This is a genomic window from Streptomyces sp. NPDC001606 (assembly GCF_053596835.1).
Genome location: NZ_JBSFHC010000009.1, coordinates 246,868 through 271,085 on the forward strand (window position 1 = coordinate 246,868; position 24,218 = coordinate 271,085).

At 71.7% G+C, this 24,218-nt stretch carries 18 protein-coding genes and 2 tRNA genes; 3 read left to right on the forward strand and 17 right to left on the reverse strand.

The window, feature by feature from the left end:
- Nucleotides 1–140 precede the first annotated feature (140 nt).
- Together ACWCV9_RS19080 and lepA are read right to left on the reverse strand one after the other, a co-directional pair.
- Entirely contained in the window at nucleotides 141–2,015 is a 1,875-nt protein-coding gene (locus ACWCV9_RS19080; protein WP_450788031.1) for an AMP-dependent synthetase/ligase, read from the reverse strand.
- Nucleotides 2,016–2,285: 270 nt separating this feature from the next.
- Complete coding sequence (lepA, locus tag ACWCV9_RS19085; RefSeq protein WP_450788033.1) at nucleotides 2,286–4,160, reverse strand: translation elongation factor 4; 1,875 nt, start codon at nucleotides 4,158–4,160, stop codon at nucleotides 2,286–2,288.
- A gap of 226 nt (nucleotides 4,161–4,386) precedes the next feature.
- Between lepA and rpsT the strand changes: the two genes are divergently transcribed.
- On the forward strand, nucleotides 4,387–4,647 hold the full coding sequence (rpsT, locus tag ACWCV9_RS19090; RefSeq protein WP_208900914.1) for a 30S ribosomal protein S20: 261 nt from the start codon (nucleotides 4,387–4,389) through the stop codon (nucleotides 4,645–4,647).
- Nucleotides 4,648–5,020: 373 nt separating this feature from the next.
- Here rpsT and holA read toward each other — a convergent pair whose 3' ends face one another.
- The 9 genes from holA to leuS form a co-directional block, all read right to left on the reverse strand.
- Nucleotides 5,021–6,010, reverse strand: a complete 990-nt coding sequence (gene holA / locus ACWCV9_RS19095) for a DNA polymerase III subunit delta (RefSeq protein WP_385844620.1) — start codon at nucleotides 6,008–6,010, stop codon at nucleotides 5,021–5,023.
- A gap of 87 nt (nucleotides 6,011–6,097) precedes the next feature.
- Nucleotides 6,098–6,343, reverse strand: coding sequence for a hypothetical protein (locus ACWCV9_RS19100; protein WP_450788035.1), 246 nt, complete (start codon nucleotides 6,341–6,343; stop codon nucleotides 6,098–6,100).
- Between the two features lie 42 nt (nucleotides 6,344–6,385).
- A complete protein-coding gene (locus tag ACWCV9_RS19105) occupies nucleotides 6,386–7,267 on the reverse strand; it encodes a YceI family protein (RefSeq protein WP_450788079.1) in 882 nt (293 codons plus the stop codon).
- Nucleotides 7,268–7,393: 126 nt separating this feature from the next.
- Nucleotides 7,394–8,233 (reverse strand): arylamine N-acetyltransferase family protein, encoded by an 840-nt coding sequence (locus tag ACWCV9_RS19110; protein WP_450788036.1) that lies wholly within the window; start codon nucleotides 8,231–8,233, stop codon nucleotides 7,394–7,396.
- A 10-nt stretch (nucleotides 8,234–8,243) separates the two neighbouring features.
- A complete protein-coding gene (locus ACWCV9_RS19115) occupies nucleotides 8,244–10,859 on the reverse strand; it encodes a ComEC/Rec2 family competence protein (RefSeq protein WP_450788081.1) in 2,616 nt (871 codons plus the stop codon).
- Nucleotides 10,860–11,047: 188 nt separating this feature from the next.
- Entirely contained in the window at nucleotides 11,048–12,127 is a 1,080-nt protein-coding gene (locus ACWCV9_RS19120; RefSeq protein WP_450788037.1) for a helix-hairpin-helix domain-containing protein, read from the reverse strand.
- A 164-nt stretch (nucleotides 12,128–12,291) separates the two neighbouring features.
- Nucleotides 12,292–13,137, reverse strand: a complete 846-nt coding sequence (locus ACWCV9_RS19125) for a DegV family protein (protein WP_450788039.1) — start codon at nucleotides 13,135–13,137, stop codon at nucleotides 12,292–12,294.
- A gap of 72 nt (nucleotides 13,138–13,209) precedes the next feature.
- Complete coding sequence (locus ACWCV9_RS19130; protein WP_450788041.1) at nucleotides 13,210–13,869, reverse strand: hypothetical protein; 660 nt, start codon at nucleotides 13,867–13,869, stop codon at nucleotides 13,210–13,212.
- 215 nt (nucleotides 13,870–14,084) lie between these two features.
- Nucleotides 14,085–16,958 carry a leucine--tRNA ligase gene (leuS, locus tag ACWCV9_RS19135; protein WP_450788043.1) on the reverse strand — a complete coding sequence of 958 codons (2,874 nt, stop codon included), beginning with the start codon at nucleotides 16,956–16,958 and terminating at the stop codon, nucleotides 14,085–14,087.
- 365 nt (nucleotides 16,959–17,323) lie between these two features.
- On the opposite strand from leuS, the gene ACWCV9_RS19140 reads away from it, so the two are divergent.
- Entirely contained in the window at nucleotides 17,324–18,607 is a 1,284-nt protein-coding gene (locus ACWCV9_RS19140) for a cytochrome b/b6 domain-containing protein (protein ID WP_450788044.1), read from the forward strand.
- Entirely contained in the window at nucleotides 18,604–20,214 is a 1,611-nt protein-coding gene (locus ACWCV9_RS19145) for an NADH-ubiquinone oxidoreductase-F iron-sulfur binding region domain-containing protein (protein WP_385844609.1), read from the forward strand. The genes ACWCV9_RS19140 and ACWCV9_RS19145 overlap by 4 nt, the downstream gene beginning before the upstream one ends.
- Nucleotides 20,215–20,350: 136 nt before the next feature.
- On the opposite strand, the gene ACWCV9_RS19150 is transcribed toward ACWCV9_RS19145, so the two are convergent.
- The 6 genes from ACWCV9_RS19150 to ACWCV9_RS19175 all read right to left on the reverse strand — a co-directional run bounded on the left by ACWCV9_RS19150 (nucleotide 20,351) and on the right by ACWCV9_RS19175 (nucleotide 24,204).
- Nucleotides 20,351–20,423: transfer RNA gene (locus ACWCV9_RS19150), tRNA-Ala, on the reverse strand.
- 141 nt (nucleotides 20,424–20,564) lie between these two features.
- Nucleotides 20,565–20,798, reverse strand: a complete 234-nt coding sequence (locus ACWCV9_RS19155) for a hypothetical protein (protein WP_006136074.1) — start codon at nucleotides 20,796–20,798, stop codon at nucleotides 20,565–20,567.
- A gap of 311 nt (nucleotides 20,799–21,109) precedes the next feature.
- Nucleotides 21,110–21,182: transfer RNA gene (locus ACWCV9_RS19160), tRNA-Ala, on the reverse strand.
- 93 nt (nucleotides 21,183–21,275) lie between these two features.
- Nucleotides 21,276–21,944: a histidine phosphatase family protein gene (locus tag ACWCV9_RS19165; protein WP_450788047.1), complete on the reverse strand. Its 669-nt coding sequence runs from the start codon at nucleotides 21,942–21,944 to the stop codon at nucleotides 21,276–21,278.
- Nucleotides 21,944–22,387 carry a ribosome silencing factor gene (rsfS, locus tag ACWCV9_RS19170; protein ID WP_450788048.1) on the reverse strand — a complete coding sequence of 148 codons (444 nt, stop codon included), beginning with the start codon at nucleotides 22,385–22,387 and terminating at the stop codon, nucleotides 21,944–21,946. Before rsfS ends, ACWCV9_RS19165 begins: the two co-directional genes overlap by 1 nt.
- A gap of 101 nt (nucleotides 22,388–22,488) precedes the next feature.
- A complete protein-coding gene (locus tag ACWCV9_RS19175) occupies nucleotides 22,489–24,204 on the reverse strand; it encodes an LCP family protein (protein WP_450788049.1) in 1,716 nt (571 codons plus the stop codon).
- Nucleotides 24,205–24,218: the final 14 nt, after the last annotated feature.

A 24,218-nucleotide genomic window follows, 5' to 3' on the forward strand; every position in this document is an offset into this window, starting at 1 on the left:
TGGCACTCATAAGCGCCGAGTTACCGAAGTGGACAGAAGAGGGCGCGTTTTGAACGCACGCGAGCACAATCACCCACCGGGCGCCGGGAACCACGGGCCGCCACGGCCGACCCGCGGTTCCCCCGCGCCGGACCGGTCCCCTACTTCTCCCGGGTCCCGGCGTACATCTCGTCGATCAGGTGCTTGTACTCCCGCTCGACCACGGGCCGCTTCAGCTTCAGACTCGGCGTGATCTCGCCGTGCTCCACATCGAGGTCCCGCGGCAGCAGCCGGAACTTCTTGATCGTCTGCCACTTCTGGAGCCCGGCGTTGAGCTGCTGCACATAGCCGTCGACCATCTCGACCGTCTGCGGGGCGGCGACGATCTCCGCGTACGCCCTGCCCTCCAGGCCGTTCTCCTTCGCCCAGTCCAGGATCGCCAGCTCGTCCAGGGCGATCAGGGCGGTGCAGTAGTTCCGGTCGGCGCCGTGCACCAGGATGTTGGAGACGTACGGGCAGATGCCCTTGAACTGGCCCTCGACCTCGGCGGGTGCGACGTACTTGCCGCCGGAGGTCTTGATCAGGTCCTTCTTGCGGTCGGTGATGCGCAGATAGCCGTCGGGCGACAGCTCGCCGATGTCGCCGGTGTGGAACCAGCCGTCGGACTCCAGCACCTCCGCGGTCTTCTCGGGCAGCTTGTGGTAGCCCTGCATGACACCGGGGCCGCGCAGCAGGATCTCGCCGTCGTCGGCGATACGGACCTCCGTGCCGGGCAGCGGCTTGCCGACCGTGCCGGTGCGGTAGGCCTCGCCGGGGTTGACGAAGGAGGCGGCGGAGGACTCGGTGAGGCCGTAGCCCTCCAGGATGTGGATGCCGGCACCGGCGAAGAAGTAGCCGATCTCCGGCGCGAGCGCCGAGGCGCCGGAGACACAGGCGCGCAGCCGGCCGCCGAAGGCCTCGCGGAGCTTGGCGAAGACGAGGGTGTCGGCGACCTTGTGCTTGGCGGCGAGCCCGAACGGCACGCTGCGGTTGCCGGTGCGGCGGAAGTTGTCCTGGCTGACCTTGGCGTACTCGCGGGAGACCTCGGCCGCCCACTGGAAGATCCGGTACTTGGCCGGTCCGCCCTCGCGGGCCTTGGCCGCGACGCCGTTGTAGACCTTCTCGAAGATCCGCGGCACGGCCGCCATGTACGTCGGCCGCACCACCGGCAGATTCTCGATGATCTTGTCGACGCGGCCGTCCACGGCGGTGACGTGCCCGACCTCGATCTGGCCGGAGGTGAGCACCTTGCCGAAGACGTGCGCCAGCGGCAGCCACAGGTACTGCACGTCCTCGTCGCTGATCAGACCGGTCGCGGCGATCGCCTTCGCCATGTATGCCCAGTTGTCGTGCGGGAGCCTGACGCCCTTGGGGCGGCCGGTGGTGCCGGAGGTGTAGATGAGGGTGGCGAGCTGCTCCTTGGTGAGCGCACCGACCCGCTCCTTGATCAGCTCGGGGTGCGTCTCCAAATAGGCGGCGCCGCGCTTCTGGAGCTCGTCGAGGGTGGTCACCCAGTCGCCGGTCTCCACCCCGGCCGGGTCGATGACCACGACCTTGATCAGGTCGGGCAGCTCGGCGCGCTTCTCCAGCGCCTTGGCGAGCTGGCCGGCGTCCTCGGCGATCAGCACCCGGCTCTCGGAGTCGGAGAGGATGAACGCGGACTCGTCGGCGTTGGTCTGCGGGTAGATCGTGGTCGTCGCCCCGCCGGCGCACATGATGCCGAGGTCGGCGAGGATCCACTCCACCCGGGTGGAGGAGGCGAGCGCCACGCGCTGCTCGGGCTCCAGCCCGAGTTCGATCAGGCCGGCCGCGATGGCGTAGACCCGCTCGGCCGCCTCGGCCCAGCTCAGCGACTTCCAGTCGTCGGGGCCCTCGCCCGAGGCGGGCGGGACGGGGTAGCGGTAGGCCTCGGCGTCCGGTGTGGCCGCCACGCGGTCCAGGAAGAGGGCCGCCACGGAGGGCGGACGGTTCTCGATCAGGGTCTGTGCGTCGCTCACGACATCCTCCGGGGCCCGCGACAGTGCGGCTGACTCGGTGCGGCTGGGTTTACTCACGGTGGGGATACAGGCTCTTGTTTAACTCGCGAGTAACTATCGAGCAGGCATCAGAGTAAGGGTCGACCGGCCGCTGCGTAAGGGGCATCGGGCTGTCACTTTCCATGCGGAGCAACGCTACGCACGCACAGGGGCCCGCCGCGCTTTCACACGACGGGCCCCCTTGTGCCCTTTTTACGGAGCCGGTTCGGCGTAACCGAGTGTTACCAGCGGTTACTTCTTGCCCTTGGCCGACCCCGCGCTGTCATCGCTCGACAGGACGGCGATGAAGGCTTCCTGCGGAACCTCCACGGAACCCACCATCTTCATCCGCTTCTTGCCTTCCTTCTGCTTCTCCAGCAGCTTTCGCTTACGGGAGATGTCACCGCCGTAGCACTTGGCGAGGACGTCCTTGCGGATGGCGCGGATGGTCTCGCGGGCGATCACCCGGGAGCCGATGGCGGCCTGCACCGGCACCTCGAAGGCCTGCCGCGGGATCAGCTCCTTGAGCTTGGCGACGAGCCGCACGCCGTACGCGTAGGCCTGGTCCTTGTGGGTGATCGCGGAGAACGCGTCCACCTTGTCGCCGTGCAGCAGGATGTCGACCTTGACCAGGGAGCTGGTCTGCTCGCCGGTGGGTTCGTAGTCCAGCGAGGCGTAGCCGCGGGTCTTGGACTTCAGCTGGTCGAAGAAGTCGAAGACGATCTCCGCGAGCGGCAGCGTGTAGCGGATCTCGACGCGGTCCTCCGACAGGTAGTCCATGCCGAGCAGGGTGCCGCGCCGGGTCTGGCACAGCTCCATGATCGAGCCGATGAACTCGGTGGGCGCGAGGATGGTGGCCCGCACGACCGGTTCGAAGACCTCGTTGATCTTGCCCTCGGGGAACTCGCTCGGGTTGGTGACCGTGTGCTCGCTGCCGTCCTCCATGACCACGCGGTAGACCACGTTGGGCGCGGTGGCGATGAGGTCGAGACCGAACTCGCGCTCCAGCCGCTCCCGGATGACGTCCAGGTGCAGCAGGCCCAGGAAGCCGACGCGGAAGCCGAAGCCGAGGGCGGCGGAGGTCTCCGGTTCGTAGACCAGCGCGGCGTCGTTGAGCTGGAGCTTGTCCAGGGCCTCGCGCAGCTCCGGGTAGTCGGAGCCGTCGAGCGGGTACAGACCGGAGAAGACCATCGGCTTCGGGTCCTTGTACCCGCCGAGCGCCTCCGTCGCCCCCTTGCTCTGGCTGGTGACGGTGTCACCGACCTTGGACTGACGGACGTCCTTCACGCCGGTGATGAGATAGCCCACCTCGCCGACGCCGAGGCCGTCGGCCGGCAGCATCTCGGGCGAGCTGACGCCGATCTCCAGCAGCTCGTGCGTGGCGCCGGTGGACATCATCCTGATGCGCTCACGCTTGTTGAGCTGGCCGTCGATGACACGGACGTACGTCACGACACCGCGGTAGGAGTCGTAGACCGAGTCGAAGATCATCGCGCGGGCGGGCGCGTCGGCCACGCCGACCGGCGCCGGGATCTCCTTGACGACCTTGTTCAGCAGCGCGTCGACGCCGAGACCGGTCTTGGCGGAGACCTTGAGGACGTCGTCCGGGTCGCAGCCGACCAGGTTGGCCAGCTCCTCCGCGAACTTCTCCGGCTGGGCCGCGGGAAGGTCGATCTTGTTCAGTACGGGGATGATCGTGAGGTCGTTCTCCATCGCCAGGTAGAGGTTGGCGAGGGTCTGCGCCTCGATGCCCTGGGCGGCGTCGACCAGGAGGATGGTCCCCTCGCAGGCGGCCAGCGACCGCGAGACCTCGTAGGTGAAGTCGACGTGCCCCGGGGTGTCGATCATGTTGAGGATGTGCGTCGTGCCCTGGTCCGGGCCCTCGGTCGGGGCCCAGGGCAGACGCACCGCCTGGGACTTGATCGTGATGCCACGCTCGCGCTCGATGTCCATCCGGTCGAGGTACTGAGCACGCATCTGCCGCTGCTCGACCACACCGGTCAGCTGGAGCATCCGGTCGGCGAGCGTGGACTTGCCGTGGTCGATGTGCGCGATGATGCAGAAGTTGCGGATCAGAGCCGGGTCGGTACGGCTCGGCTCGGGCACATGGTTAGGGGTCGCGGGCACGCAGGGTCCTGTCTCTTGAGGCGCCTTATGCCTCGGGTCGGATCGATACGTAGTCTCCATGGTCCCACGCGAAGGGACCGGCGGCCGTTTTGGGCCGGTCGCAGGGCCACTGGTACTGTAGATGGCTGTGCCTCATGCCCTCTCAGCGCGAGGCACGTCAGAAAATTTTTGGATCACCGGTTCGGGACCCGAGCGGCCCCGCGCCTGAACCTGAAAAGGCTCCTTCGTGGCGAACATCAAGTCCCAGATCAAGCGGATCAAGACCAACGAGAAGGCTCGGCTGCGCAACAAGGCCGTCAAGTCCTCCCTGAAGACCGCGATCCGCAAGGCCCGCGAGGCCGCTGCCGCGGGTGACGTCGAGAAGGCCACCGAGCTGCAGCGCGCTGCTGCGCGTGCGCTCGACAAGGCCGTCTCGAAGGGCGTCATCCACAAGAACCAGGCCGCCAACAAGAAGTCGGCGCTTGCTTCCAAGGTCGCGTCTCTCTGAGGTTCAGCCTCCTTCTGATCTGACCGCCGGAAGGACCCAGAGCGGGCCCTCTCTCATCCGCTCCCGTCCGGCACCCCGGATCCGTACGCGGCCTGCGTTCGCCACGCGGGTGCGGATCCATCAGCTTGAGCCCAAGGCCTCGGCACTCTCCCTTCCCCAGGGCGAGCGCCGGGGCCTTCGGCGTGCGTGCGGCTTCGGCGGGCGTGCGTCCGGCATTGGCATGCGCCGGGCGACTGCCAGGGCCGGCTTCTCGCGCACCGGGGTGCGCGGCCGACCGCGACCCGGCGACCGGGTGGGTACCCGCGGCCGAGTGGCTGTCCGCGGCCGGGGGGCTAGTCCGCGGCCGAGCGGCTGTCCGTCCGCGGCCGAGGGGTTATCCGCGGCCCCGTGAGCGGGCGGCTCGGGCCACGGTCACCACGGCCTTCTCCAGGGCGTACTCGGGGTCGTCCCCGCCTCCCTTCACTCCCGCGTCGGCCTCGGCGACGGCTCTGAGCGCCACGGCGACGCCGTCCGGGGTCCACCCCCGCATCTGCTGCCGCACCCGGTCGATCTTCCAGGGCGGCATGCCCAGCTCCCGGGCGAGATCGGCCGGCCGGCCGCCCCGCGCGGACGACAGCTTCCCGATGGCCCGCACCCCCTGGGCCAGCGCGCTGGTGATCATCACCGGCGCCACTCCGGTGGCCAGCGACCAGCGCAGCGCCTCCAGGGCCTCCGCCGTACGCCCCTCCACCGCGCGGTCGGCGACCGTGAAGCTGGACGCCTCGGCCCGCCCGGTGTAGTAGCGCCCGACGACCGCCTCGTCGACCGTGCCCTCCACGTCGGCGACCAGCTGGGAGACCGCCGCGGCCAGCTCCCGCAGATCACTGCCGATGGCGTCGCACAACGCCTGGCAGGCCTCCGGCGTCGCCGACCGCCCCGCCGCCCGGAACTCCTGCCGGACGAAGGCCAGCCGGTCCGCCGGCTTGGTCATCTTGGGGCAGGCCACCTCGCGGGCGCCCGCCTTGCGCGCCGCGTCCAGCAGCCCCTTGCCCTTGGCGCCGCCCGCGTGCAGCAGCACGAGGGTGATCTCCTCCGCGGGGGAACCGAGATACGCCTTCACATCCTTGATCGTGTCGGCGGAAAGATCCTGCGCGTTGCGTACGACCACGACTTTGCGCTCCGCGAAGAGCGAGGGGCTGGTCAGCTCGGCGAGCGTGCCGGGCTGCAACTGGTCCGGGGTGAGGTCGCGTACGTCCGTGTCGGCGTCGGCGGCCCTGGCGGCGGCCACCACCTCCCGCACGGCACGGTCGAGCAGGAGGTCCTCCTGGCCCACGGCGAGTGTCACCGGGGCGAGAGGGTCGTCATTCGCAGTCTTCCTGGCCATCGTCTACAGCATCCCACGCGGCACCGACATCGAAGCGGCTCGCTCACCCTGACCGGTCCCGGAGCGCACCCCGAGCGCGTCTCGGGGTCACGGCTCCTCGCGCCAGCCGTCCCACTCGCCGGCGAACGCGTCCAACTCCTCCGGGTCCAGCCGCTCGCCCTCGTCCCGCAGCACGACCAGCCACTGGGCGTCCTCGGCGTCGTCCTCCCCGGCCAGGGCGTCCCGGACGATCCGGGGTTCCTCGTCGACGCCGAACCGCTCACCGAGCGCCTCGGCCACCTCCTTTGCCGCGTCCCGGTCGGGCAGCACCAGCACATGTCGCACATCGTTCACGCGCCCCATTCTCCGGCACCGCTCCGGACGCGAACGGGCAGGTCAGCCCCTGGGCACAACCTGCACGTCGAGGTCGACCCGGATGCTCGGACCGACCGCCGCGATGCCGCGCGCCAGCATGGCCTGCCAGCTGACCGTGAAGTCGTCGCGGTGCAGTTCGGTGGTGGCGCGGCAGGCGGCCCGCGCCTCGCCCTGCATGCCGCTGCCGAGCCCGAGGTACTCGGTGTCGAGCGTCACGGTCCGGGTCACCCCGTGCAGCGACAGCGCCCCGACGACCGCCCACCGGCTGCCGCCCTTGTGGACGAACCGCTCGCTGTAGAACTCCAGCGTGGGAAAGCGCTCCACGTCCAGGAAGTCCGCCGACCGCAGATGGTCGTCGCGCATCCGCACCCCGGTGTCGATGGACGCCGCGTCGATCACGACATGCATCGCCGACCGCTCCACCCGGTCGCCGATCCGCACCACGCCGGCGAAGGAGTTGAACCGCCCGTGGATCCGGGCCGGCCCGATGTGCCGGGCGGTGAACCCGATCGAGGAGTGCAGCGGCTCGATCTCCCAGTCGCCCGGCGCCGGGGGCTGGGGCGGCTGCGCGACCTGGAGGGTCACATCGCCCAGCGAGGCGAGGGAGTTCTCGCCGACCAGCGCGGGGGCGCGGTAGGGCAGGTAGCCCTCGGCGGACACGGCGAGCCGGTACTCCCCCGCCGGAACCGTCACCAGGAACGCCCCGTACGGATCCGTGCCGCCGCTCACCACCGTGCGCCCCGTGAGGTCGCTGACCGCGAACTCAGCGCCCACCACCGGCTCGTTGACCGGGTCGACCACCCGGCAGCTGAGCACCCCGGCGTCGGGCGGGGTCCGAACCGCCGCCAGCGGACCGGTCGGTTGCACTCGGTTCGTCCGGTTCCCCAGCCAGCGGCCGACCATCCACGACACCCCTGTACGCCTCGACACCACCCGTTGCCGAAGGTTCATTCGATCACTGATGCGGCTTTCGAGGCAACACGGACCCACATCGTGGGAATCCGGCATATGCGCCGGGCCTGGGCCGAATTAAGAGGTACGGTTCCGGTTTCTCACCGTCGGCACAGAGTCCAGCTCGATCCCGAACAGCTCCCGGTACACCGCCAGCACCTCCGCGTCCGTCTCCCACTCCCGTGTCGTGCGCGTACCGTCCGCGGCCGTCGTCGTCAGCGTGCGTCCGCCGAGCGTGATCCTCCCCCCGTCCTCGGTGACCCGTGAGCAGACCAGCGACCGGGTGAAGTGCGACAGCGGCGAGGTGGTGTGCCACCAGGCGCCGGCCGCGAAGTCCGCGTGCGCCCGGGGCCGCGTCTCCAGCCGGTACTGCGCCCTGCCGTCGCGTACGACATCCAGGTCACCGCCCTCCCCCGACTCACCATCACCGCGCGTCCCGGCCGCGTCCGCACCGGCCGCCACCACCTGGAACACCCCTCCTCGGTCGGTCTGTTCGCCGCGCTCCCGATAGGCCAGCGGATAGTGGCTGTGCGCCCCGAACCCGACGTCGGCGAGCCAGTCCTCGCCGTCCGCCGTCCGCACCCGCAGCGCGAGATGGTCGTACGGGATCCCGAGCCGCCCCTCCTCGTCGTACACCCGCGCGGCGAGCAGGTCGACCTCGTAGCCGAGGGCCGTGAGCAACGCGCCGAACGCGCCGTTCAGTTCGTAGCAGAAGCCTCCACGCCGCCTCTCGGTGATCTTCTCCAGCAACCGGTCCTCCGCCAGCTCGATCTCCTCACCGAGGTGAACCGAGAGGTTCTCGAAGGGAACCGTCCGCAGATGGCACAGATGCAGCTCCCGCAGAGCCGCCCCGGTGGGCCGCGGCGGGCGGGAGGCACCGATCCGGTGGAGATAGGCATCGACCTGGCGTGAGTTCATGCACCCAGTCTCACCCCCGCACCACCCGTACCTCCCCGGCCGCCCCCGACGGACCGCCGACCGCGAGTGCGCCGTCCTGGTCGGTGCGCAGCACCAGCGCTCCAGCGGCCCGTAGGGCGGCCACGGTCGACGGGGCCGGGTGGCCGTAGGGGTTGCCGGTTCCGCAGCTGATGAGGGCCAGGCGGGGTGCGGCCAGCCGGAGCAGCCGCGGATCCTGGTACGCCGAGCCGTGATGGGCCACTTTCAGGACGTCCACCCCGGCCAGCTCGGCCGCCTCCGGGGAGTTCAGCAGGGCCTGCTGGGCCGGGGGTTCGAGGTCGCCGAGCAGCAGCAGCCGCAGTCCGCCGGTGCGGACGAGCAGCGCCACGCTGGCGTCGTTGGGACCGTCCGGTTCCGGGACGGGGCCCGGCCAGGACGGCGGTGGCCATGGGCCTGTCGGCGATCCGGTGCCCGGCGGAGGCCACAGGACCCGCCAGGCGAGCGGGCCGGTGCGCCCCTCCTCCCCCGCCGCCGCCCGGGTGACCGGGATGTGCCGTGCGGCCGCCTCCCTGCGGACGAACTCGGCCTCGTCCGCGGGTTCGGCGAGCCCCGTGGTCTCGATGGCGGCGACCGAGCGGCCCCGCAGCACCCCGGGCAGCCCCGTCACATGGTCGGCGTGGAAGTGGGTGAGGACGAGGAGCGGGATGCGGGTGATGCCGAGCCGGCGCAGACACCGGTCCACGGCCGCGGGATCGGGTCCGGCGTCCACCACCACTCCGGCTCCGTCGCCCGCCGCCAGCACCGTCGCGTCGCCCTGCCCGACGTCGCACATCGCGAACCGCCAGCCGGGCGGCGGCCAGCCCGTGATCACCCGGGTCAGCGGCACCGGCCGGACCACCACCAGCACGAGCACCAGCCCGAGCAGCCCGCACCACCACGGGTGCCGGAGCAGACGCCGCCCGGCCAGCACGACCGCCCCGGAGACCACCGCCAGCAACAGCGCCCCGGCCCAGCTGCCCGGCCAGTCCACCCCGGCGCCCGGAAGCGCCGCTCCGCTGCGCGCCACCCCGGCGATCCAGCCGGCGGGCCAACCCGCGCACCAGGCCAGCGCCTTGGCCACCGGCATCGCCACCGGCGCCATGCCGAGCGCCGCGAACCCCAGCACCGTGGCCGGTGCCACCGCCATCTCGGCCAGCAGATTGCACGGCACCGCCACCAGGCTCACCCGGGCCGACAGCACCGCCACGACCGGCGCGCACACCATCTGCGCGGCGGCGGCCGCCGCGAGCGCCTCGGCGAGCCGCGGCGGCACCCGGCGCCGGCGCAACGCCTCGCACCAGCCCGGCGCCAGGACCAGCAGCGCCCCGGTGGCCAGTACGGAGAGCAGGAAGCCGTAACTCCGGGCCAGCGACGGGTCGTACAGCACCAGCAGCAGGACGGCCGCCGCCAGCGCCGGGACCAGGGATCTGCGGCGACCGGTGGCCAGGGCCAGCAGGGCGACCACCCCGCAGGCGGCGGCCCGCAGCACGCTGGGGTCGGGGCGGCACACGATCACGAACCCCAGCGTGAGTCCCCCGGCGAGCACGGCGGTCGTCCGCAGGGAGAGGCCGAGCCGCGGGGCCAGACCGCGGCGCTCGGCCAGCCGGGCCAGGCCGGGCGGCCCGACGAGCAGGGCGAGCAGGACGGTGAGGTTGCTGCCGGAGACGGCGAGGGTGTGCGCCAGGTCCGTCTCCTCGAAGGCCGCCTCCAGCTCCGGCGTGATCCGCGAGGTGTCCCCGACGACGAGCCCGGGAAGCAGCGCCCGCGCATCCCCCGGCAGGCCGTCCGTGGCCTCCCGCAGCCCGGCCCTCAGACGCCCGGCGAGCCGCTGCGGCCCGCTCGGGCCCGCCACGATCCGTGGCCCCGGCCGGCCGCGCACCCGCAGCACGGCCGCGGTGCGGTCACCGCCCGCCAGAGCCGGCGCCAGCCGCCCGGTCACCCGCAGCCGCGTGGACGGCAGCACCCCCAGCCACCCGGCACGCCCGCGCTGGACGCCCGGTCCGGCCGGACCCGCCGGCCACCCGGAACTCCGCCCGTCTCTTCCTTCCGGCACCTCCCGTCCGCCGCTCCGCGTCGGTGCCGGGACACCTCCGTCGACGACCAGCAGCACCGGACTCCGGGTCCGTGTCCTCCGGGTCCGTGTCCTCCTCCCGTCCCTTTCCTCGACATACAGCACCTCGGCCCGGGCCAGCACCGCGACCGGTGCCGTGTGGTCGCCGCGCACCCGGGGCCTGCTCAGCCAGGGGTCGCCGCTCACCTCGACCTCTGCGGTCACGGTCGCGAACCGCCGGGCCAGCTCCGGCACCGGCCCCCGCCGTACATCCGCCCCGTGCAGCCCGGCGGAGGCGGCAGCGGCGGCGGCACAGAGCAGCACCGCCGCGGCCGAGGTCCGGGCCCAGGCGCGCCGCCCCCGTCCCCTCGGCGCCGCTTCGGCCCTCTGGCCGGGCCGGGCGGCTCCCCTGTGTCCGATGCGCCGCGCCGCCAGCAGCACGGCTCCGCCGATCAGACAGCCCGCCACGATCCCGGCGGTCCAGCCCGCCGGCGCGTCCAGCGTCAGGGCCGCCGTCAGCCAGGCCGCGAGTGCGGGCGGCACCAGGCGCAGATCCATGGGGCCCGCCGGATCGCCGTCCGCCGGCCCGCACCTCTCGCCGCCCACCGGCCCGCCCCGCTCGCCGTCCACCGGCCCGCCTGGCTCATGTCCGGCGCCCGCCGTGCCCCGCGATGCCCTCCGCCCCTGTCCGACGCCCGCGGTGCCCCGCCCCTCGGGGTCCGGCGGTCCGCAGCTGTGCGTCCGGATCACGGCCGTACCAGATTCCGCAGATCGCCGAAGCGGCGGTCGCCGATGCCGTTGACCTCTCGCAGCTCGTCCACCGAGCGGAAACCGCCGTGCTGGGTGCGGTAGTCGAGGATGTGCCGGGCCAGCACCGGACCGACGCCGGGCAGGGTGTCGAGCTGGTCCGCCGTGGCCGTGTTGAGGGAGACGGGGGTCGCCGGTCCCGCGCCCGCCGGGCTCGTGGCCGCTCCGCCGGGCGGCCCCGCGGGCACCGGCGGCGCGGCTGGTGCCCCGACGGCGACCTGTTCGCCGTCGACCAGGAAGCGGGCCCGGTTGAGCCCTGCGATGTCCGTGCCCGGGCGGACGCCGCCGGCCGCCCGCAGCGCGTCGGCCACCCGGGAGCCCGCCGGCAGCCACTGGATGCCCGGCTTGCGGACCTTTCCGCTGACGTCCACGACGATCTGCCCGCCCGGCGTCGCCGGGACGCCGGTGACGCGAGCAGGCTTCACGTCGTCGCTCCCCCTCGTGGAGGGCGTCTCGGCGCGCACCACCTGTGGGGCGCTGACGGTCTCGGTCCTCCCCGTCCAGTACTGCTGCGCGGCGAACCCGACCGCGGCCACCAGCACCACCGCGAGGGCCATGACTCCCCTGCGCTCCACCGCGCACCGCGTCTGCAACCAGACCGGCATCCGCTCCCGCACCGCCGGCCCCAGGCGCTCGCGCAGCCGCACAGGCAGCGGTTGTTCCGGCGCCAACCCGGGCTCCGGGCCCACCTGTTCGGCGTCAGCCGTGAGGACCTTCCCTTTCCGGCCCATCCCCGACACCGAGCCGGTGGCCGTCGCGGTCGCTGCCGCCGGCTGCGCGGGCGCCTCCGTGTCCGGTGGTGCGTTGCCCGACTCCCGCCAGTGCGCGGCTCGTTCGTCGAAGAGGAGTTCCGCCCGGCGGCGCAGTTCCTCGGCCGGTGCCGGCGGGCGGTGGCGGGAGCGGCGTCGGTCGGTGCCGGGGCGGTGGCGGAGACAGTCGCCGTGCCGGCCGTCGGAGCCGGGAGCGCGGCCGGGACCGCTGGTCGCACGAGTGCTGCGGGAGCGTGATCGAAGTGCCATGCGACGAGGATGGGTCATCCCGCCGATTCGCGATGATCTCGGTCAATTCCCGGGGAAAACCACCCCGTTGTGGAAAACTCCGCCACCCGCACGAGTGAACCGGAACCCGTGGGCACGGGCCGGAACCCGCGGACACGGGCCGGAAACCCGGTGCGCAACCGGGATCAGCGAGGTGAGACCACCGCTCCCAGCAGTCCGGGGCCGGTGTGTGCCCCGATCACCGCACCGACCTCGCTGACATGCAGGTCGGCCAGGCCCGGGACCCGGGCCCGCAGCCGGTCGGCGAGGGCGGCGGCGCGGTCGGGGGCGGCGAGATGGTGGACGGCGATGTCCACCACGGCAGTGCCCGCCCGCTCCGCGGCGATCTCCTCCAGCCGGGCGATCGCCTTGGAGGCCGTACGGACCTTTTCCAGCAGGTCGATGCGGCCACCGTCCAGCTGGAGCAGGGGTTTCACGGCGAGCGCGGAGCCGAGCAGGGCCTGGGCGGTTCCGATGCGGCCGCCGCGGCGCAGATAGTCGAGCGTGTCGACGTAGAAGTAGGCGGAGGTGCCCGCGGCCCGTTTCTCGGCGGCCGTGACGGCCTCGTCCACCGTGCCGCCGGACTCCGCCACCTCGGCCGCGGCGAGCGCGCAGAAGCCGAGGGCCATCGCGACCATCCCGGTGTCAACGACCCGCACGGGCACCGGCGCCTCCCGGGCCGCGATGACCGCCGCGTCGTAGGTGCCGGACAGCTCGGCGGACAGGTGCAGGGAGACGATGCCGCCCGCGCCGGACTCGGCGACCCTGCGGTAGGTCTCCGCGAACACCTCGGGGCCCGGGCGGGAGGTGGTGACCGGGCGCCGCTTCTGAAGCGCCTGGGCCAGCGAACGGGTCGAGATCTCGGTGCCCTCTTCGAGCGCCTGGTCGCCGAGGACCACGGTCAGGGGTACCGCGGTGATGCCATGGTGCTCCATCGTCCGGGGCGGCAGGTAGGCCGTTGAATCGGTGACGATCGCGACATGGCGGGACATGAGCTGGAGGTTACCTGGCGTGGCGGGCACGCGGCAGCCCGGCCCCTTTCGTGTGCCTTTGCAGCGGGCCGCTCATGCGGTGCTCTCCGGGCGGGGCTGCTTCTTCTGCCAGGGATAGGTGGGCCGCGGCGTCGGCGGGGTGACCTCGGGCGCCTCGCGCCGTGGCGTGGAGTTCTGCGCGGGCTCGGCCGGCGCCCAGTGGCGCAGGGCGTCCGCTTCGATGCCGATCTGGCTGCTGAGCGCGTCGAGGTCGTCCTCGGCGAACCGGCGGGCCCGGTCCCGGACCGCCCAGCGCAGCGAGTCCGCGGAGGTGGTGATGCGCTCGGTGCGGGCGCGCAGTTCGGGCAGGCGGGCGGCGAGCGTGGCCCGGTCCGGCTCGGACTCCAGGCGCTTGAGATCGGCGTCCAGGACCTGTCCGTGTCCGCTGAGCCGCTCGAAGAGGCCCACGGACTCCTTCAGCGACTCGTCCTCGGCCACGCCCGCCGCCAGCGCGTCCTGGGTGGCGCGCATCGAGGTGCGCAGGGCGAGCCGCAGCTGGGCGATCTCGCCGGCCGGTCCGATCTGGGCGAAGGACTTGGCGCGCAGGGTGTGGTCCTCGACCGTGCGGCGGGCCTGTGCGAGGGTCCTGTCCACTCCGCGTTTGGCCGCGCCCACCGCCTTGACCGTGGCGTACGTGCCCAGACCCACGAAGAGCAGGAAGAGCAGGGCCAACACGGCGAACACTGCTTCCATGACGCTCCTCCTCCGACCGGTACGGCTGGCACGACGCAAGCCGCTGCGCTCTCCACGGTAAACGCAGCGGGCAGGCCCGGAGTTCCAGAAAAACCCCGAACCTGCCCGTAGGGGACTACCCCGAGTCGGCCGGCGCCCCGGCCGTCACGCCGGGCCGGAGCGAGCGGGAGCCCTCCGTCTCGCTCCGGAAGACCCGAGCCGCCGCGTTCCCTGCGCTACGCCGGAACGATGTTCACCAGCTTCGGCGCGCGCACGATCACCTTGCGGATGCCCGCGCCGGCCAGTGCCGCGACGACCTTCTCGTCGGCCAGCGCCACCTTCTCCAGCTCCTCCTCGGAGATGGCCGGCGGCACCTCCAGCCGCGCCTTGACCTTGCCCTTGATCTGCACCACGCAGGTCACGGTCTCGTCCACGACGTACGCCGGGTCGGCGACCGGGAAGTCCTGGTGGACGACCGAGTCGGTGTGGCCCAGCCTGCGCCACAGCTCCTCGGCGATGTGCGGGGCCAGCGGGGCGACCATCAGCACCAGCGGCTCGGCGACCGCGCGCGGCACGGCCGTACCCGCCTTGGTCAGGTGGTTGTTCAGCTCGGTGATCTTCGCGATGGCGGTGTTGAAGCGCAGGCCCTCCAGGTCCTGGCGGACGCCGTCGATCGCCTTGTGCAGGGCGCGCAGCGTGTCCTCGTCGGGCGCCGAGTCCACCACCGTCACCTCGCCGGTGTTCTCGTCGACGATGTTGCGCCACAGCCGCTGGAGCAGCCGGAACTGGCCGACCACCGCGCGGGTGTCCCACGGGCGGGAGACGTCCAGCGGGCCCATGGCCATCTCGTACAGGCGCAGGGTGTCGGCGCCGTACTCGGCGCAGATCTCGTCCGGCGTCACCGCGTTCTTCAGGGACTTGCCCATCTTGCCGAGCAGCCGGCTGACCTGCTCGCCCTGGTGGTAGTAGGCGCCGTCCCGCTCCTCGACCTCGGCGGCGGGCACCGCGATGCCCCGGCTGTCGCGGTAGACGTAGGCCTGGATCATGCCCTGGTTGAACAGCTTGTGGAACGGCTCCGCGGAGGAGACGTGCCCCAGGTCGAAGAGGACCTTGGACCAGAAGCGCGCGTACAGCAGGTGCAGCACGGCGTGCTCGGCGCCGCCGACGTACAGGTCGACACCGCCGTGCGGCCGGCCCTCGCGCGGGCCCATCCAGTACTGCTCGATCTCGGGGTCGACCAGCTGCCCGGCGTTGTGCGGGTCCAGGTAGCGGAACTCGTACCAGCAGGAGCCGGCCCAGTTGGGCATGGTGTTGGTCTCGCGGCGGTACTTCTTCGGGCCGTCGCCCAGGTCCAGGGTGACGTTGACCCAGTCCTCGTTGCGCGACAGCGGCGTCTCGGGCTGGGTGTCCGCGTCGTCCGGGTCGAAGGTGCGCGGGCTGTAGTCCTCGACCTCGGGCAGCTCCAGCGGCAGCATCGACTCGGGCAGCGCGTGGGCGACGCCGTCCTCGTCGTAGACGATCGGGAAGGGCTCGCCCCAGTAGCGCTGGCGGCTGAACAGCCAGTCGCGCAGGCGGAAGTTGACGGTGCCCTCGCCGATGCCCTTGTCCTGGAGCCACTCGGTGATGCGGGCCTTGGCCTCGACGACGCCCAGGCCGTCCAGGGACACCTCGTCGCTCGCCGAGTTGACGATCTTCGCGTCGTAGGAGGCGAAGGCGTCGTCCCAGGTGGAGGGGTCGGTGGAGCGGCCGTCGCTCGGCTCGACCACGCAGCGGATCGGCAGCTCGAAAGCGCGCGCGAAGGCGAAGTCACGCGTGTCGTGCGCCGGGACGGCCATGATCGCGCCGGTGCCGTAGCCCATCAGGACGTAGTCGGCGATGAAGACGGGGACCTGCTCGCCGTTGACCGGGTTGGTCGCGTACGCGCCGGTGAAGACGCCGGTCTTGTCCTTGGCCTCGGCCTGGCGCTCGACGTCGGACTTGGCGGCGGCCTGCGCGCGGTAGGCGGCGACGGCCTCGGCCGGGGTGGCGTGACCGCCGGTCCACACCGGGTGGGTGCCCTCGGGCCAGGCCTCCGGGGTGAACTTCTCGACCAGCGGGTGCTCGGGCGCCAGCACCATGTAGGTGGCGCCGAACAGGGTGTCCTGGCGGGTGGTGAAGACCGTGATGTGCTCGCCGTCGATCGGGAAGTCGATCCGGGCGCCCTCGCTGCGGCCGATCCAGTTGCGCTGCTGGAGCTTGATGGCCTCGGGCCAGTCCAGCTCCTCCAGGTCCTCCAGCAGCCGGTCGGCGTAGGCCGTGATGCGCATGTTCCACTGGCGCAGCTTGGACTTGAAGACCGGGTAGTTGCCGCGCTCGGAGCGGCCGTCGGCGGTGACCTCCTCGTTGGCCAGCACGGTGCCCAGGCCGGGGCACCAGTTGACCGGCGCGTCGGAGGCGTAGGCCAGCCGGTACTCGCCCAGGACGTCGGCGCGCTCGGCGGCGGTCAGCTCGCCCCACGCGCGCGTGGTGCCCGGGATCGCGCGCTCACCGGACTCGAACTGGGCGACCAGCTCGGAGATCGGGCGGGCCTTCTTGGCCTCCGTGTCGTACCAGGAGTTGAAGATCTGGAGGAAGATCCACTGGGTCCACTTGTAGTAGTCCGGGTCGATCGTGGCGAAGGACCGGCGCTTGTCGTGGCCCAGGCCCAGCCGGCGCAGCTGGGCCTTCATGTTCTCGATGTTGGCCTCGGTGGAGACCCGCGGGTGCGTGCCGGTCTGCACGGCGTACTGCTCGGCGGGCAGGCCGAAGGCGTCGAAGCCCAGGGTGTGCAGGACGTTGTGGCCGGTCATGCGCTGGAAGCGGGCGAAGACGTCGGTGGCGATGTAGCCCAGCGGGTGGCCGACGTGCAGGCCCGCGCCGGAGGGGTACGGGAACATGTCCATGATGAACTTCTTGGGCCGGGCGGCCAGCTCCGGGTCGCCCGCCAGATCACCCTTGGGGTTCGGTGCCGCGTAGGTGCCGTCGGCGTCCCAGAAGTCCTGCCAGCGTGCCTCGACCTCGGCTGCCAGGGCGGCCGTGTAGCGGTGCGGCGCGGCCACCTCGGCGGTGCCGGCGGGGTTCGTCTCGCTCATGATCCTCAAAGCTCCATCGATCGTCTCTGCCTGCGGCTGCGACATCCAAGAAACGAAAAAACCCCTCGCACAGGAGGGGACGCCGCGCCGATGCCGACCTCACGGGTTCGACCGGGGGTCGGTACTGATCAGCGCGGCCCGCTAAGCAGAAGGCGTACGGCACGCATGGCGCTAGGGTACCGCAGCCCTTGAGCAAGCCGCGACGCGCTTCCGTATCCCTTGTGGACATGCCATACATCCACGCCGACCCCATCAGATTGTCCGTTGATAACAGCGCAATAACCGAAACCCCGTACTGATCGGTATGGCGCCACCTAGAGTTCGGCAGCGGGACCGCTTTCCCGAAACTGCTCGGAGTTGCCCCCATGAACCCTCGTCGTAGTACCAGCTCCCTCCCCAAACCGGGCCGCTCGGCCTATGGGGTGGCAACGGCTGTCGTCCTGCTGCTGATACCTGTGAGCGTGCTGGTCGGAGGCAGCCAGTTCCGCGATTTCCTCAACTTCGGCGCGGGCGTGATGTGCCTGGTCTCGCTGAGCTGCTCGGTGATCTGGGGCCTGTTCGCACAGGACCGGATCTTCCTGAACACCCGGCAGCGGATCATCGGCCAAGCCGTGCACCGCACGACCGCGGTCGCCTCGATCGCCTTCCTCCTGCTGCACATCACCATCAAGCTCGCCCTCGACCACACGCAGCTGATCGGCGCGATCATCCCGTTCTCGCTGGGCGTCACCGGGATCGGCGGCCTGATCGGCCTGGGCTCGCTGGCCGGCCTGCTGATGATCTTCGTGGGCGTCACCGGCGCCCTGCGCAGCAACTTCGCCACCCCCGCCCCGGTCGCCGCCCGCTGGCGGGCGATGCACATGCTGGCCTACCCGGCCTGGTGCGCGGCGCTGGTCCACGGCCTGTACGCGGGCCGCCCGGTCAAGAGCCCGCTCTTCACCTACCTGTACGCGCTGTCCCTGATCGTGGTCATGGCCGCCCTCGCGCTGCGCGCCGCCCCGCGCCCGTTCAAGCGCAAGGTCACCAACCGGCTGGTGGCGCTGTTCGGCAGCGCGGAACCGCCCGGCATCGAGGAGCTGGAGGCGAGCCGGTCCCGGGCGGCCGAGCAGTCGCCCGCGGGCTTCCCGCGCCGCGGCGAGCCGGGTCTGTCCGACGCCGCCACGGCGGCCTCCCCGCTCTACCAGACCCCCGTCGCCCCGGCCCCCGGGTCCGCCCCCGGCTTCGCGGCGGCCTACCGCGCGGTGTCCGTTCCCGGCGGCCGCTCCGAGCAGCCCTTCGGGGCTCAGCAAGCGTCCTTCGCGGCCGACCGGACCGCCCGCATGAATCTGCCGCCGGAGCCGGCCGCGCCCTCCGGCGCCCCGGGCGGCTGGCCGGTCCCGTCCCCGCCGCCGGTCGGGGAGGCCCCGCCGTCCGCGTACGACCCGCTCCAGGACACGGGATACACCATCCCCGCCTATGGCAATCCGGGCGCTGCCGGATACGGCGGACGTGATGTGTACGACACCGGTGAGACAAACGGCCGCTACGGCACGTACAACGCGGACAACACGTACGACAGCGGTCCCGCCACCGAAACACTCTCCGGCACGTCCTTCGACGCGCCGGGTTCGGGCGAACCTTGGAACACGCCTTCCGGAGGCTTCCAGTGAACGAGGCCCTGCCCGATGTCCCCGAAGTCCGCGTCGTCGGACTTCCCCAGCTCACATCGGGTTTCGACCTTGTGGAACGGCTCGACCTGCCCATGCACCTGAAGGTGCACGGGCCGCTCGACCCGCTGGGCGGCGAACAGCTCGCCCAGCTCGCCGAACGCATCAACCTCAGGGGCCGCGGCGGCGCGGGCTTCCCCTTCCACAAGAAGCTGCGCTCGGTCGCCGAGTCGGCGATCAAGCGCGGGGTACGGCCGGTCGTGGTCGTCAACGGCAGCGAGGACGAACCGGCCTGCCGCAAGGACACGGTGCTGATCAACCGCGCCCCGCACCTGATCCTGGACGGCGCGCTGCTGTGCGCCGAGGCGCTGGGCGCGCGCACCCTCGTCATCGGCGTCACCCGGGAGTCCACCCAGCGCTCCATGGAGGCCGCGCTCGCCGAACGGGGTCTGAACAACAGCCGCCGATCGGCGCTGCGCGCATGGGTGCAGCGCAATCCCGTCCGGATGGTCACCGGTGCCGCCGCCTCGCTGATCCGCTCGATCGACGGCGGCCCGGCGATCCCGCCCGGCCGCAAGATCAGCGCCTCGCAGAGCGGCGTCGGCGGCGCACCCACCCTGCTGTCCAACGCGGAGACGTTCGCCCAGCTCGCCATCGCCGCCCGCATCGGCCCGGAGCGCTACGGCAACACCGGCCTGTACGACGAACCGGGCACCGTGATGCTGACGGTCTCCGGCGCGGTTGCCCGCCCGATGGTGATCGAGGTCCCCACCGGGGTGCCGCTGCGCTACGTGCTCCAGCTGGCGGGCGCCCCGCCGGTGCCGCAGGGGGTGCTGACCGGCGGCTACCACGGCAAGTGGATCGACGCGGCCACCGTCGACGAGGCGATCGTCTCCCGCAACTCGCTGGACCAGGTGGGCGGTTCACTGGGGGCGGGCGCGATCCTGCCGATCAGCCAGGAGACCTGTCCGCTGGGCGAGTCGCTGCGGGTGGCGCAGTGGCTGGCCGAGGAGAGCGCCGGCCAGTGCGGCCCCTGCTACCTCGGACTGCCCGCCGCCGCGCGCGGCATGGAGGACATCCTGAACGGCGGCGGACCGGCCGCCCTGGAGGCGCTCAAGCAGGTCGCGAAGAACGTCAAGCGGCGCGGCGCCTGTTCGCACCCGGACGGCTCGGCGATGTTCCTGGAGTCGACCATCAAGGCGTTCACCGACGACCTGGCCGCCCATGTCCTCGGCAACGGCTGCGGACGGCCCGTGGAGGGCGTTCTGCCGCTCTTCGAGGGCGGCAGGGCCCCCACGGGCATCCCGGGCGGCGGAGAGCCCCAGGAGACCGGCGCCAGCCGCCAGAAGATCTACGTCGACTGGACGCTGTGCCGGGGCCACGGCCTGTGCGCCGACATCCTGCCCGAGGTGTTCGAACTCGGCGCCGACGGCTTCCCGACCGTCGCCCAGGCCCAGGTGCCGCGCTACGCGGAGGCGAAGGCGCTGCGCGCGGTGCGCCGCTGTCCGGCGCTGGCCCTGCGCATCGAGGAGGACACGCGTGGGCAGGCGCCGGCGCGCAATCTGCCGGTGCTCTCGCAGGGCCGCGGCCGGCGCGCGCTCGGCCGCTGAGCGACGAACGGCGGGTCACCCGGATCGGGTGGCCCGCCGTCGTCGTACGCGCGCGCGTGACGATTTCCCGACACGCCACGACTCCCCAACACGCCGAAGGCGGACCATCCATCGGATGATCCGCCTTCGATTTCTGTGGAGCTAAGGAGAATTGAACTCCTGACCTCCTGCATGCCATGCAGGCGCTCTACCAACTGAGCTATAGCCCCTTGTTTAGTTTGTCCGCCCGGTTTCCCTCTCGGTTCCCCCGGCGACGTCGTAAACATTACAGGCCCTGGGGCGCAGCGCCAAATCCGTTCCTTCCGCGCCCCCATTAGGCCACCGATGTCCGTTTTGCCGGGCCGTGCGGGTCAGGCCGTGACGAACGAGTAGAACCTCTTGAGCGTGCAGTGCTCCTCGAGGAGGCGGCCGTAGATCGGCTCGCCCTCCAGCTCCCGGTACGTCTCGATGGGGTCGCCTTTTATGATCAGCGCCCGCGCGCATTCCTCGCACCAGTACTGGTAGTCGGGGTTGATCGGCTCCATGTCCCGCACGATGGGCGTGCCGCTGCCGCACCAGTCGCACTTCCGCCTGTGTGCACCCATCGATCAGCTCCAGGAAGGGCGGCCGAGCCGGGTGGCCGTGTTCCGTATCAACGCCGCACCGAGGAGGTCGCCGCCCTCCTCAAGGATGCTCGCAGGCATCGCCACTCCCTCCCGTCGGGCCGCGCCCCCTTCCGGCCGTTTGATTCTGCCACGGCCGGGCCAATACGGTCAGCGACGCCTCAGTACCGGTCCGGACACGGCGCCCGCCGCGAGCGCCGCCGCGGAGGTATACGGGCACGGGACCCGGGCGGCTCAATCAGGCACGGACAGCAGAAGATCCCGCCCCCTGAGGGACGGGATCTTCTTCACTGTGGAGCTAAGGAGAATTGAACTCCTGACCTCCTGCATGCCATGCAGGCGCTCTACCAACTGAGCTATAGCCCCTTGCGTTCTTCCCGCTCGGCGGGGCGAACAAGAAGAACTTTAGCCTGCGACCTGCCAGAAAGTGAAATCCGGGGTCCGGGAGGCTCCTGAGGCTCAGTCGTCGTCGCCGAGGACGGGCTCCGGGAGGGTGCCCGCGTTGTGCTCCAGCAGGCGCCAGCCGCGGCCGCCCTCGCCGAGCACGGACCAGCAGCAGTTGGAGAGGCCGCCGAAGCTCTCCCAGTGCTTGGCCTCCAGTCCGAGGAGCCGGCCGATGGTGGTGCGGATGGTGCCGCCGTGGCTGACGACGACCAGGGTGCCGTTCTCGGGCAGCTTCTCGGTGTGCCGCAGGACGACGGGGGCCGCCCGGTCGGCGACCTCGGTCTCCAGCTCGCCGCCGCCCCGGCGGACCGGCTCGCCGCGCTTCCAGGCGGTGTACTCCTCGCCGTACCGGGCGAGGATCTCCTCGTGCGTCAGCCCCTGCCAGACGCCCGCGTACGTCTCCCTGAGGCCTTCGTCGTGGGTGACGTCGAGACCGGTGAGGGCCGCCAGCTCGGCGGCGGTCCGCGCCGCCCGCTGGAGGTCCGAGGAGACGATCGCGTCGGGGCGCAGGGAGGCGAGCAGCCGGGCGGCCCGGCGGGCCTGGCCGAGCCCGGCCTCGGTCAGCTCGACGTCCGTGGAGCCCTGGAAGCGGCGCTCCACGTTCCACGAGGTCTGGCCGTGCCGCCACAGGATGATGCGGCGGCCGCGGCCGGTGCGGTCGGTCACCTCACCTGTGGCGCTCATCACCACTCCCCGCCCGGCTCCTGGTCGGCCTCGGCGGCCTGCAGCCGGGCGTGCTCCTCGGCCTTGCCGCGGGTGGCCTTGGCGTCGGCGGACAGCTCGATCTCGGGGCAGTCCTTCCACAGCCGCTCCAGGGCGTAGAAGACCCGCTCCTCGCTGTGCTGCACGTGGACGACGATGTCGACGTAGTCGAGCAGGACCCAGCGGGCCTCGCGGTCGCCCTCGCGGCGTACCGGCTTGGCGCCGAGTTCCTTCTGAAGGCGCTCTTCGATCTCGTCGACGATGGCCTTGACCTGGCGGTCGTTGGGTGCGGAGGCCAGCAGGAAGGCGTCCGTGATCGACAGGACGTCGCTGACGTCGTAGGCGATGACGTCGTGGGCGAGCTTGTCGGCCGCCGCCTGGGCGGCGGTGTTGATGAGCTCAAGGGAACGGTCGGTGGCGGTCACTACATGGCTTTCCGTCGGCGGTCACTGAACCTCAAGGGTCTCACGGACCGCCGGGGGCACCCAGGTGATTACCGCGTCACCCGGGGTGCCCCCGCTCGTGCTCAGGACGCGGACGGCTTGTAGTCCTGGCCGAGGACCACCGAGACGTCGGCGCCGGAGGAGACGGAACCCTTGGTCACCGAGGCGGCGGGCAGGCCGAGGGTCTTGGCGACCTCGGCGGCGTTGTCCTTGTCCGCGGCGTCCGCGTAGACGACCTTGGAGGCGGCCTCGGTGCCGGCGGCGGTGCCGCCCTCCAGGAAGGTGAAGCCGCCGTTGAGGAGGACCACGCGGGCCTTCTGGGTGTCGTCCTTCACACCGGTGGCGTCCTGGACGGAGACCCGGACCGCGGAGCCGGCGTCGGGGCTCTTGGCGGCGCCGCCGAGGATGTCCTTGACCACGCTGTCGCTGGTCCTGGCGCTCAGCGTGCCGTCGGCCTGCACGGGCAGCAGGGCGGTCTTGTAGGCACCGGTCTTGGCGAGGTCGGCGAGCTTGGCGAGGAAGGCGCCGAGGTCCTTGTCGGTGAGCGAGGGGTCGAGGATCTGCGCGAGGGTCTGCACGGTCGTGGTGGCCGAGGAGGGGTCGGAGGACATCTTGCGCAGCACGCCCTGCACGACCTGGCCGAACCGCTCCAGCTGGGCGGTCTGGGACTCGCCGGGCGCGCGGTAGGTGGCGTAGGCGACGGCCATCTTGCCGCTGAGGGTCTGGCCGGTGCCCTTGTGGACGAGCGGCTCGGCGCCCTTCTTCTTGCTGTCCGGGTCGGGCACGTCCGTGTTGGTGTCGATGTCGATGTTGCCGACCAGTTCGACCAGGTTCTGGAGGTAGGGGGTGTCCAGTCGCCAGGTGCCCTGGATGCTGGTGCCGAGGACGGTGTCGAGCTGGTCGCGGGTGCCGCTGGAGCCGTCGTCGGCCACGGACTTGGCGAGGGTGGTGGTGGAGCCGTCGCCGTCGGTCAGGGCGAGGGAGTTGGGCAGCAGGACGGTGGTGCCCTGCTTGGTGGTGGTGTTGTCGACCAGCAGCACCGTGGAGGTGCCGCCCTTGCCGGTGTTGTGCAGATGGACGACGATCACGTCGCGTTTCTGCGCGGCGACGGGCGTGCCGGTGCCGGCCGTGCCGCCGGAGGAGGACAGGCCGGGCAGCTTTCCGGCGTACCAGAGGTAGCCGACGCCGCCGACGGCGACGAGGGCGAGGACGACGAGCAGGGCGACGATCCGGCTGCGGGCGCGGCGGCGGGCCTCCTCACGGCGTTCGGTGCGGTTCTCGGTGAACTTCAGCCAGTCGATGACGTCCTCGGAGTCACCGTCCGGCTCCTCGACGAAGGCGAACTGCTCGGTGCGGTAGTCCGGTTCACCGCGGGCGTCCCCGGTCTGAGCGGGGGCCGGCGGGTCCTCCGCGGGGCCGGCCTGCTGCGGGATATAGGGGGTCTGTTCGGCGACCCGGGGCTGCTGGCCGCTGCTCGCGGCCTGCCCGTAGGGGTCGTGACCGGGCGCGCCCTGCGGGCCGGCGGCGGTTCCGGCGCCGGTGCCGTGCGGGGCGTACGGGTCGTACGGGGACGAGCCGTAGGGGTCGTACGGCTGGTGCCCGGACCCGTACGACGGGTTCTGCTGCTGGTCCGTGGCGTAGGGGTCGTAGCCGTAGCCGCCCTGCTGGGCGTACGGGTCGTAGGTCTGCTGCGGTGCCTGCTGTGCCGGGACCTGCCGGTACACGGGCTGTCCGTACTCGTCGTAGCCGACGAGTTCGTAAGGGCCGTCCCCGTACCCCGCGTCGTATCGCTCGTTCACCGGTGCCCCTCTCG